Raw genomic sequence first — 11,799 nt, forward strand, 5'->3', positions numbered from 1 at the left:
GAGCCATGCTCGGCTGAGGCCTTCCCGCTACAGCCCTTGCCGAGCATGGCTCGGCACTACCGTTTCTGCCCCCTCCCTTTCGTGTAGCGAAGAAGAGGGTTGGTGAGGGGTTGGCTTTTGAGGCCTTCCGACATTGTCAGCCTCGCGGCTTACGCCGCTCCTACAAGATCGTCGGTGAAGCCCCTGCCGAGCATGGCTCGGCACTACATGTGCAATACCTCATCCGACTTATCATGGCCGCATGAAGACTTATCTCGTCGGCGGCGCTGTCCGCGATTCCCTGCTCGGCCTGCAGGCCGGTGACCGTGACTGGGTGGTGGTCGGTGCCACGCAAGCGCAGATGGAAACGGACGGTTTCAAGGCCGTAGGCAAGGATTTCCCGGTGTTCCTGCATCCGCTGACCGGTGAGGAATACGCATTGGCGCGCACCGAGCGCAAATCCGGCCGCGGTTATCGCGGCTTCGTGGTGGATGCCGATCCCTCGGTGACGCTGGAAGAAGACCTGCAGCGCCGCGACTTCACCATCAACGCCATCGCACGCGACGAGGAAACCGGCGAGCTGGTCGATCCCTGGGGTGGCGTGCGCGATATCGAACAACGCGTGCTGCGCCATGTCGGCCCGGCCTTCGTCGAAGATCCGCTGCGGGTGCTGCGTGCGGCACGCTTCATGGCCCGCTTTGCACCGCTGGGTTTCACCCTGGCACCGGAAACCGCCGCGCTGATGCGCGCGATGGCCGCCAGCGGCGAGTTGGACGCCTTGGTGCCGGAACGCATCTGGCAGGAACTGCGTCGCAGCCTGACCATGAAACAACCATCCGCCTTCCTGCGCTGCCTGCACGACACCGGCGCGCTGGCCGTGATCCTGCCGGAGGTAGACGCGCTGTACAGCGTACCGCAACGCGCAGAGTTCCACCCGGAAGTGGATACCGGCGTGCACCAGGAAATGGTCAGCGACATGGCCGCACAGCTGGCACCGGGCGATGACCTGATCGGCTTCGCCGCCCTCACCCACGATCTTGGCAAGGCCTTGACCCCAAACGACGAACTGCCGCGCCACATCATGCATGAGCAGCGCGGCCTGAAACCGCTGGCCAAACTCTGCGAACGCCTGAAGATTCCGCTCGACCATCGCCAGTTGGCAGAAGCGGTCTGCCGCGAACACCTCAACGTGCATCGCATCGACGAACTGCGCGACGCTACCGTGCTGGAGCTGATCCAACGCTGCGACGGCTTCCGTCGCCCCGAACGCATCGCACAGATGGCCCTGGTCTGCGAATGCGACAAACGCGGCCGGCTCGGCTTCGAGGACAGCGACTACCCGCAGCGAGCAACCCTGCAGCGCCTGCATGCGGCTGCACTGGCGATCAACGCGCGCGACATCGCTACCGAAGGCCTGCAAGGCCCAGCCATTGGTGAAGCCTTGAAGAAGGCACGAATCAAGGCAATCAGCGCGGCGCGGTGATTGCCAACCGTTGTCGCAGTCGTTGGATGTTGTGGGAGCGGCGTAAGCCGCGAAGCTGGTAATCCCACTGCAAAAGCAGCTGTCTGCAATTGCATGATCTGCCATTGCTTTCGAATTGGTGGCTTCGCGGCTGACGCCGCTCCCACAAACCTGCGAATGGCTGGTTCAGATCTTCAGATAGATCTTGCGGCGGTCCATCCATGCCATCGGTAACCACCAGATCGCCACGAAGCTCAATGCCATCACCATCGAGGCGAACTGTGCGCCAGCCAACCGGCTCAGCCAGCGGTCGAACAGCTGCTCCCACAGCCAGCCCCAGCTGCCGGTTGCCATCATCGCCAGCACCATCGCCGAGGAACCGGCATAAGCGGTGATCGCGTTGACACCGAAGCGGCGCCCCAGCGCGGGCCACTGTCGGCGGTCGATCAGGATGTGCGCCAGCCACAGGCCCGCAAATGCCCAGCCGCCGGTCCACAGCACATACGACGAGGTCCACAGGTTCTTGTTCAAGGGCAGCCACTGCGCCCACAGGCCGCCGGCAACCAACAGCAACACAGCAGCAGGCAGCAATCGCCAAGGGCGCTGCCGCAACAACGCACCGGCACGCAGGCCGAGCAAGGTCGAGGCCAGTGCGCCCAGCGTGGACATCAGCCCTTCGGGATCATGGCCGTGGCCGGTCGCTGGGTCATATTGATACAGCAGCGCACCGAACAACGAAGTATCCACGCGGCTGCTCAGATTGAGCCAAGGCTCCAGCGAACCTCCGGCCACCAATAGTGCAGCGTAGCCGGACAGCAGCACGCCGATGCACAACCACTGCAGCCGCGGCTTCAACCAGATCGCCGCCATGCCAGCAGCGGCGAAACACAGGCCAATGCGTTGCAGCACACCCCATGGCCGGTAGTGCGCCAGGTCCAGCCACCACCAGGCCAGGAAGTGCAGCAACAAGCCCAAACCAAGGATACGTCCAGCGCGAATCAACACTGTTCTGCTCAACGCACCGCGATCAGCGCCCTGCTCCACCCGCGGCACCACGCCCAGCGCGATGGACACGCCGACGATCACCAGGAAGAACGGAAACACCAGGTCGGTCGGCGTGCAGCCGTTCCATTCCGAATGCAGCAGCGGTGCGTAGACGTGGCTCCAGCTGCCGGGGTTGTTGACCAGCAGCATTGCCGCGACGGTGATGCCGCGCAGGGCATCCACCGAGGCATAACGAATGGCTTTATTCATGACCTTGTTCACAAGCCGGAACTCAGTCGCGCTGGCCGGCAATCCAGGTGCCCTGCACCTGAAGGTCGCTGTCCAGCAGGACGAAATCAGCCTGGTAGCCGGCCGCGACCTGCCCGTAACTATCATCCAGGCCCAGGAACTGCGCTGGATACGTCGATGCCATGCGCGAAGCTTCGGCCAGCGAGAGACCCAGCAGGCCAACCGTATTGCGCACGGCGGTGATCATGTCCAAGGCAGAACCGGCCAGAGCACCCGCAGCATTGCGGACCACCCCATCAACGGCGGTGATGGTTTCGCCGTACAACTCGAACGCCGGGTTGTCCGAGCCCACCATCGGCATTGCATCGGTGACCAGGAACACCTTGCCGCGCGGCTTGGCCGCCAGCGCCACGCGCAGGCTGGCCGGGTGTACGTGCACGCCATCGACGATCACGCCACACCAGCTGTCGGCATCTTCCAGTGCCGCACCCACTGCACCGGGATCACGCCCCTGCAGCGGCGACATCGCGTTGTAGAGATGGGTGAAGCCAGTGATGCCAGCGTCCAGGCCGGCGCGGATCTCGTCGTAGGTACCGGCGGTATGACCGGCAGCAACGATGGCGCCGTTGGCGACCATCTGCTGGATCGTTGCCAGCGGTACGCGCTCGGGTGCCAGGGTAATCAGGGTGACGCCGTTGTCCAGCGCCGTCGCCATGCGCACTTCATCGGCATCCGGCACGCGGAACTTGCCCGCATCGTGTGTGCCCTTGCGCGCCGGTGCGATGTACGGGCCTTCCAGATGGATGCCGAGCACGCCCGGCACCTTGGCGGCGATTGCCTCGCGGGTGGCCTGCACCGCTCGCGCCATCACTTCGGCATCGTCGCTGATCAGGGTCGGCAGCATGCCGGTGGTGCCGTAGCGGCGATGCCCGGCCACCATCGTGCGCAGCGCATCGACGTCGGTCTGGTTGTTGAACAATGCACCGCCGCCGCCATTGACCTGGGCGTCGATGAAGCCGGGCAGCAGCCAGCCGCCGCCCAGGTCTACCTGCGCGTCGGCCGCGGCAACGGCCGGGTCGTCGCTGGAGACGACCGCAGTGATGCGGCCGTCTTCAATCAACACCGCGACATCGTCACGGAAGTTCTCACCGGCAAGTACCCGGCCATTGCGCAGCGCGGTTTTCATCAGACCGTTTCCGTCACCTTGTTGAGGTGCGGCGGCAGGTCCGGGTTGTTGCCACGGCGCAGCGCCAGTGCGTTGATCGCGCGGTAGAAGCTCTGGATGGTCAGCAGCGGTGCGCACAGCGGATGCGGAGCAGATGCGGTCGGCAGGTTGCCGCCCTCGCCGGTCAGCCATACCTGCGCGCCACGCGCGGCGAATTCTTCGGCCACGGCACGGGTGCCGGCGCCGGTTTCGTCCGGCTGGGCGAAGGCAAGCACCGGGAAATCGCGGCCAACCAGCGCCATCGGCCCGTGCTTCACTTCGGCCGAGCTATAACCTTCGGCGTGCAGGCCACAGGTTTCCTTGAATTTCAGCGCGGCTTCCTGCGCCGCCGCAAGGCCCGGGCCACGGCCAAGCACGAACAGGTTGTGCGCATCGACCAGGCCTTCGGTCACCGCCGTCCAATCGCAGGCCCATGCTTCGGACATCGCGGCCGGCAACGCATCCAGCGCGCCGATCAGTGCCGGATCGTTCTTCCAGTAGGCACCCAGCTGCAGGATCGCTGCCAGCGAGGCCAGGTAGCTCTTGGTCGCGGCGACACTGCGCTCGACGCCGGCGCCCAGCGGGATGACGGTTTCGGCCAGCAGTGCCAGTGGCGAATCCTCGACATTGACCAATGCCACCACGCGCGCGCCGGCAGCCTTGGCGGCCTCGGCATTGCGCAGCAGATCCGGGCTCTTGCCCGACTGCGAGATCACGATGAACAGCGCGCCGCGCAGCTGCAGCGGCGCCTCATAGACCGAGCCCACCGACGGCGACGCCGAGGCGGTCACCAGCCCGAGCTGGGTCTCGAACAGATACTTGGCATAGGTTGCCGCGTGATCGGAACTGCCACGGGCGCAGGTGACAACGAACGGTGGCGGGTTCTGGCGCAGGTCGGCGGCCAGGGCCTGCACCACGTCGCGGTTACGTGCGAACTGGGCGGCGATGACAGAGGCGCTTTGCGCTGCCTCGTTGAACATCAGGGTTTCGGTTTCACTCGGCAGTGCCATGGATCGTTACTCGGAGAGGTCGGGGGGAGATGACGGAGGTCGCGACGGCTGCTGGCGCAGCGGGGCGGTGGAGCCACGTACCACCAGCTGCGGTACGAAGCCCTGGTTCTGCAGCTGTGCCGGGCTGTCTTCGTAGGCATCGGTGCGCAGCTGGCTGATCAGCAAACGCGCGGCATGGCGGGCGATGTCGCCGGTGGCCTGCTTGGCGGTGGTCAGCGCCGGCCACGACTGGCGCGAGAACGGGCTGTCCTCGAAACCGGCGATGGACAGGTCGTAAGGCACGTTCAAGCCGGCCGAATTGGCTGCGGCCAACACGCCAGCGGCGATTTCGTCGTTGGAGCCGAAGATGGCGGTAGGCGGTTCACGCAGGGCCAGCAGGCGGCGCGCACCACGGAAGCCATCGTCAAAGGTGTAGTCGCCCGGGATCACCAGGTGCTTGTCCAGCGGGATGCCGTAGTCCTTCAGCGCCGCTTCGTAGCCGGCGTAACGCTCGCCGCTGGAACGGTGCGAGGTGCCGCCCCACAGGAAGCCGATGCGCTGGTGGCCGAGCTGGATCAGGTGCTCGGTGATCTCGTAGGCGGCATCGCGGTCATCGACGAACACGCAGGGGCCATCGCCCGGGTCTTCGGTGGCGGCGATGATGCGCACGGTCTTGATGCCGCGTGCATTGAGTGCGGCCACCAGTTCCGGGCGCTCGGACATCGGCGCGGTCAGCACCAGCCCGGCCAGGCGCGAACGCTGTACCCAGTCGGCCAGTTCCTCGGCCAGCATCGGCGAGGTCGAATCGCAGGGATGGATCTGCAGGCCGAAGCCGGTCTCGCGGCAGGCCGACAACACGCCGTTCTGTACCCCGATGATGTGGTACGGATTGGGGTTGTCGTACACCAGCCCGATCACGAAGGTGGTGTTGCTGCGCAGGTTGCGCGCGGAAGGATCGGGCTCGTAGTCCAGCTCGGCCACCGCGCGCAGTACGCGCGCGCGGGTGGCCTGCATCACCGAAGGCTCGTTGTTGATCACCCGCGAGACGGTCTTCAAAGAGACCTTGGCACGCTCGGCGACATCCTTGATGGTGGGTCTACGCATTACCGGTTCCCGCGTTGGCTCGATTGCCGCCATGATGCTTGATTCAGGCGCCACGTGCCTTGCCCGCGTTATGACCTACGGTGCCGAAGTACAGGATGTACAGGTAGCAGGGGATCATCAGTGCGGCGAACACCAGCTGGAAGTGTTCCGGGTACGCGTGCTTGAGCAGGGCAAAGGCCTGCGGGATGATCGCGCCGCCGGCAATACCCATCACCAGCAGGGCCGAACCAATCTGGGTGAAACGGCCCAGGCCGCGGATCGCCAGCGGGAAGATCGCTGGCCACATCATCGCGTTGGCGAAGCCCAGCGCGGCAACGAAGCCCACCGACACATAGCCGTGGGTGAAGTACGCGCCCAGGGTGAAGACCACGCCCAGCACCGCCGACACCGCCAGGTACTTCTCCTGCGAGATGAAGCGCGGGATCACCAACAAGCCGATCACGTAGCCCACCAGCATCGCGAACAGGGTGTAGGAGGTGAACAGCTTGGTCTGGTCCAGCGGCAGGCCGAAGGCATTGCCGTAGGTGCCGATGGCGTCACCGGCCATCACTTCCACGCCGACGTAGACGAACAGACACATCACGCCCAGCCACAGGTGCGGGAACTGGAAGATGCTGCGCTTGGCGGCCTTGCCGTCATTGGCCACGGCATTGGCCTGGTCCGGCCGCACTTCCGGCAGCGGCGAGAACAGCACGCCGACTGCGACCAGCAGCAGCACACCGGCAATCACCATATAGGGTGTGTGGATCTTGGCAGCGAAGCTGTTGAGCAGGTCGGCCTTGGTTGCGGCGTCGGCCGCCTGCACCTGGCTTTCCAGATCGCCGATGCCGTGCAGCACGAAGGTACCGATCACCACTGGCGCGATGATGCCGGCGATCTTGTTGCAGATGCCCATCAATGCGATGCGCTGCGCGGCGCCTTCGATCGGGCCGAGGATGCTGATGTAGGGATTGACCGCAGTCTGCAGCAGGGCCATGCCGCCGCCGATGACGAACAGGCCGGCGAGCGCACCGCCGAACCAGCGCTGCGTGGCGAACTCACCGAAGCCCATCGCACCAACCGCCATCACCGCCAGACTGAGCGCCAGGCCCTTCTTCATGCCGGTGCGACCGAGGATCCAGGACGCAGGCAAGGCCAGGAAGAAGTAGGACAGGTAGAACACCATCAGTACCAGGAAGGCTGATACCTCGTTCACGTCGAAGGCCAGCTTGACGAAGGTGATCAACGGGCCGTTGATCCAGGTACAGAAGCCGATGATGAAGAACAGCACGCCGACGATGGCGATGGACGACGCCATGCTGGTACGCGGCGTCGAGACGGGAACAGCAGACATGGGCAAAGCTCCTGCGGATGCGGGAGACGGATCGAGGCCGTCCGGCGACTTACGTGGGAACAACGTTGTCACATTTATGGTTTGCTGCGGACAAGTTTGTCAACAACACAGCTCCGCAGGGTTATTCCGGCAACGCATCAGGAATGTCCCACAAGCCCGCAAGAATCAGGCTTTTGGCAGAAAACCCTGCAAGTTAAGCCACTGCACGCTATCGGATGCAACAAATGCAGGCGGCGCAAGGTTTGCGCAGACGCGCTGCGGCGCAACATCGAAAGTTTCAATTATTCGTTGACATCGTTGTCAGAACGATTACAGACTCGCCCCCGAATGGTGCCCCTCCGGGCGCTCCGCCTCGCCATAGGGAACCCGAGTGACCGCTGTCGTCCCCCCACTGCAGACCACCCGCCTTGACCCCGCCAGCCGGCCCTTCTTCGCCGCCGACGTGGGCGGCACACACGTCCGCGTTGGTCTGATCCAGGCGGCAGCGGCAAACGACCCGGCCATCGACGTACTGTCCTATCGCAAGTACCGCTGCGCGGACTATCCCAGCCTCAGCGCGATCCTGTCTGACTTCGCCAGCCACAACCCACCGGTCGAACATTGCGTGATCGCCACCGCCGGCTACGCGCTGCCGGACGGCACGGTGATCTCGGCCAACCTGCCGTGGCCGCTGTCGTCCACCCGCATCCGCGATGACCTCGGGTTTGCTGGCGTGCATCTGGTCAACGACTTCGAAGCGGTCGCGCATGCCGCCGGCCATATCAGTGCCAGCCAGGTCCTGCAGTTGACCGGCCCGGCCGAAGCCGAGCGCGGCCCGACCCTGGTGATCGGCCCGGGCACCGGCCTGGGCGCCGCCGTGTGGATCCCGGTCGGCAACCGTTCGGTGGTCCTGGCGACCGAAGCCGGCCAGGCCTCCTTGGCAGCCACCACCGAACTGGAAATGGCGGTGCTGCAGCAGATGCTGCAGGACCGTCCGCATGTATCGATCGAACAGGCACTGTCCGGCCCCGGCCTGCTCAACCTGTACAACGCGCTGTGCGCGGTGCGCGGCGTCACGCCGGTGCACACCACCCCCGACGCCGTCAGCGCCGCCGCCTGCGATGGCAGCGATCCGCTGGCCGTGGAAACCCTGCAGCTGTTCTGCGGAATCCTCGGCTCGACCATCGGTGACATGGCCCTGCTCTACGGCGTGCAGGGCGGCATCTATCTGGCTGGCGGCATCCTGCCAAAGATCAGTCAGTTTCTTTTGAACAGCACCTTCGTAGAACGCTTCCTCAACAAGGGGCCGATGCGCAAGGCGTTGCAAAGCATTCCCGTGAAGCTGGTAGAGCACGGGCAACTGGGCGTCATCGGCGCCGCCAGTTGGTATCTGGAAAAGTCGGCCACGTAAGCCTTCAGCAGCATAAGCAACAGATCCACCAGCAGGACCGTAGTAACGCGGCACGCAGTGCCAATCAATCTTGATGTTGAGGAGAGACAACATGCATCGCAAGACTATGCTTTCGGCAGCCATCATCAGCTGTCTCGCTTTCAGCGCACACGCGCAGGAAGCCGCAAAGACCGCCACCGATCTGGACACCGTGACCGTCACGGGTATCCGCGGCTCGATGGAAAAGTCGCTGGATACCAAGCGCGAAGCCAACGCCCGCGTTGAAGTGGTCACCGCCGAAGACGTCGGCAAGCTGCCGGCGCACAACGTTGCAGATACCCTGCAGCGCCTGCCGGGCGTCAACATCAGCTCGTCCTCTGCCGACGAAGGCGGCTTCGACGAAGCCGACCGCGTCAGCATGCGCGGCACCAGCCCGAGCCTGACCCAGACCCTGATCAACGGCCACAGCGTCGGCTCGGCCGACTGGTTCGTGCTGAGCCAGGGCAGCAACGTGGGCCGCAGCGTCAGCTACACCCTGCTGCCGTCCGAACTGGTCAGCTCGGTTGAAGTGAACAAGTCTTCGCAGGCCAAGCTGCAGGATGGCGGCACCACAGGTACCGTCAACATCATCACCCGCAAGCCGCTGGAATTCCCGAACCAGATCACCGCTGAAGCCTCGGTCGGCGCAGTGCGTTCCGACTCGGCAAAGTCCAACGACCCGCAGCTGTCGGGCCTGTTCAACTACAAGAACGACGACGGCACCTTCGGCGTGATGGTGCAGGCCTTCAGCCAGAAGCGTGAGCTGCGTCGTGAAGCGCAGGAAATCCCGGCCGGTTTCTTCCAGATCGATCCCAATGGCAGCGTTGCGCAGAGCAATCCGGACCTGGCCGGCGTGTATGCCCCCAGCCTGCTCGGTTCCACCCTGTTCGAGCAGACCCGCGAGCGCAAGGGCGGCCTGATCGGCCTGCAGTTCAAGCCCAGTGACAATCTGACGCTGGGCCTGGAAGGCTTCAGCTCGAAGATGGATGCCAACAACTACAACCGCAACTTCATGTTGTGGGGCTCATCGATCATGAGCGACGTCAAGAACAGCAGTGGCGTCGTCACCCGTCCGGGCCAGGCGCCGGACGCCGGCTACGTGGTCAAGGATGGCGTATTGACCAACGCCAACTTCACCGGCCAAGCCGGTCGTGACTACGCCGTGTACGACATGATCTACCGCGAAGCAACGGCCAAAAGCAGCTATGTGACGCTTGATGCCGACTGGCAGATCAACGACTCGCTGAATGCCAAGTTCCAGGCCGGCAACACCAAGGGCACCGGTTCGACCCCACGCCAGTTCATCGCCGAGCTCACGATGGGCACCGGCGGTGGCGCAAACTGGACCACGCATGGCGCAGGCAGCCCGATCGACTGGAACGTCGGCGGCGACCTGTCGCCGGGCGCTGCAAACTGGGGTGGCACCTGGGGCAACCAGGAAGTCACCGCCGAAGACTAAGGAGAAGTGGTTCACCGCCGACTTCAACCAGTACTTCGATAGCGGCACGCTGAACTCGATCGACTTCGGCCTGCGTTACGCCGACCACAAGCGCGAAGCGCTGTCACCCGAAGGTGCCACCCCGGGCGATATCTGGACGAGCCTGCAGAACGGCGCAACTGCCAACTACCCGGGCGGCTTCGCCGGCGGCATCGGTGGCAGCTTCCCGCGCAACCTGTGGTACTTCACCCCAGCTGCGCTGAAGGACGCGATCCTCAACAACTCCACCTGGCTGGCCAACAACGATGGCCCGGATGGTCGCCACAACTACGGCGCCGAATGGAAGGTGGCCGAAAAGAACTTCGCCGGCTACGTCCAGGCCAACTTCTCCGGTGATCGCTGGAGCGGCAACGTCGGCCTGCGTTACGTCAACATCGACCAGGACATCAACACCTACCAGGCTGTCAGCGACGCTGCCAATGCTGACGTGCGCAGCCTGTTCGGCATGTGGAAGGCGCTGTCTTACAACAACAAGCACGACCGCATCCTGCCCAGTGCCAACCTGAAGTTCGACCTGACCGATGACGTGGTGTTCCGCTTCGCCGCATCGCAGACCCAGACCCTGCCGGACTTCTCGGCCCTGGGTGCATCCTCGTGGGGTTCGGACCTGAGCCGTACCGGCGGCGGCGGCAACCCGAAGCTGAACCCGGTGGTCTCGACCAACTTCGATGCCAACCTGGAGTGGTACTTCATGCCGCGCGGCCTGCTGTCGGTCGGCCTGTTCTCGATGAACCTGAAGGACTATGTGGCCTTCGGCACCGAGACGCAGATGCTGTTCAGCGAATTGACCAACCAGCTGGAAGCCTATGAAGTCGCCGTGCCGGTCAACTCCAACGGCAAGGTCACCGGCGCGGAAATCGCCTATGAGCAGCCGATCGGCGACAACTTCGGCATCAACGCCAACTACACCTATGCCGATGGCAGCACCTCGCACACCTGGGAAGATGGCAGCAACAACCTGCTGGGTACCTCGAAGAACACCTACAACGTGGGCGGCTACTTCGAGAACGACACCTTCGGTGCACGCGTCAGCTACACCTACCGCTCCGAGTTCCTGATCGGCCTGAAGGGTGCAAGCCCGTACTACCAGGATGAATTCGGCACGCTGTCGCTGTCGCTGAGCTACAAGGCAACGGATTGGCTGAGCGTCAGCTTCGATGCGCTGAACCTCAACAACCCGACCCTGAAGTACTACCAGAGCTCGGTCATTCCGAGCGCGTTCTACGAGAACGGTCGCCAGTACTACCTGAACTTCCGTTTCAAGTACTGATCGATCCCGGCATGCAACATCGCCGGTTAGCGTGACCCGCCGGGCCTGGATCATTCCGGGCCCGGTTTTTTTTAGCTTTTCAATGTAGTGCCGAGCCATGCTCGGCAATGCCCTTGCCCCATGTAGTGCCGAGCCATGCTCGGCATCGGCTACGTTCGGCAATGCTTGCGCTGCCGAGCATGGCTCGGCACTACATGTGCAATACCTCATCCGACTTATCATGGCCGCATGAAGACTTATCTCGGCGGCGGCGCTGTCCGCGATTCCCTGCTCGGCCTGCAGGCCGGTGACCGTGACTGGGTGGTGGTCGGTGCCACGC

Annotated in this window: 7 protein-coding genes and 1 pseudogene; 3 read left to right on the top strand and 5 right to left on the bottom strand. The window is 64.0% G+C overall.

Annotation, left to right across the window (positions count from 1 at the left end):
• Positions 1-241 precede the first annotated feature (241 nt).
• Positions 242-1,462, top strand: coding sequence for a multifunctional CCA addition/repair protein (locus QMX78_RS16615; RefSeq protein ID WP_282271598.1), 1,221 nt, complete (start codon positions 242-244; stop codon positions 1,460-1,462).
• A gap of 165 nt (positions 1,463-1,627) precedes the next feature.
• Here QMX78_RS16615 and QMX78_RS16620 read toward each other — a convergent pair whose 3' ends face one another.
• From QMX78_RS16620 to QMX78_RS16640, 5 genes are read right to left on the bottom strand one after another with little or no spacing between them, the layout of a single operon-like run.
• Positions 1,628-2,695, bottom strand: coding sequence for a heparan-alpha-glucosaminide N-acetyltransferase domain-containing protein (locus QMX78_RS16620; protein WP_282271600.1), 1,068 nt, complete (start codon positions 2,693-2,695; stop codon positions 1,628-1,630).
• 22 nt (positions 2,696-2,717) lie between these two features.
• Complete coding sequence (nagA, locus tag QMX78_RS16625) at positions 2,718-3,860, bottom strand: N-acetylglucosamine-6-phosphate deacetylase (RefSeq protein WP_282271602.1); 1,143 nt, start codon at positions 3,858-3,860, stop codon at positions 2,718-2,720.
• Positions 3,860-4,888, bottom strand: a complete 1,029-nt coding sequence (locus QMX78_RS16630) for an SIS domain-containing protein (protein ID WP_282271604.1) — start codon at positions 4,886-4,888, stop codon at positions 3,860-3,862. The genes nagA and QMX78_RS16630 overlap by 1 nt, the downstream gene beginning before the upstream one ends.
• 6 nt (positions 4,889-4,894) lie before the next feature.
• Entirely contained in the window at positions 4,895-5,971 is a 1,077-nt protein-coding gene (locus QMX78_RS16635; RefSeq protein WP_057627176.1) for a LacI family DNA-binding transcriptional regulator, read from the bottom strand.
• A gap of 43 nt (positions 5,972-6,014) precedes the next feature.
• Positions 6,015-7,304, bottom strand: a complete 1,290-nt coding sequence (locus tag QMX78_RS16640; protein ID WP_282271611.1) for a sugar MFS transporter — start codon at positions 7,302-7,304, stop codon at positions 6,015-6,017.
• Positions 7,305-7,674: 370 nt separating this feature from the next.
• Between QMX78_RS16640 and QMX78_RS16645 the strand changes: the two genes are divergently transcribed.
• Positions 7,675-8,694, top strand: coding sequence for a glucokinase family protein (locus QMX78_RS16645; protein ID WP_282271612.1), 1,020 nt, complete (start codon positions 7,675-7,677; stop codon positions 8,692-8,694).
• A 91-nt stretch (positions 8,695-8,785) separates the two neighbouring features.
• Positions 8,786-11,480, top strand: a pseudogene (locus QMX78_RS16650) (TonB-dependent receptor).
• Positions 11,481-11,799: the final 319 nt, after the last annotated feature.

This window comes from Stenotrophomonas sp. PS02298 (assembly GCF_029959445.1).
Taxonomy (GTDB): domain Bacteria; phylum Pseudomonadota; class Gammaproteobacteria; order Xanthomonadales; family Xanthomonadaceae; genus Stenotrophomonas.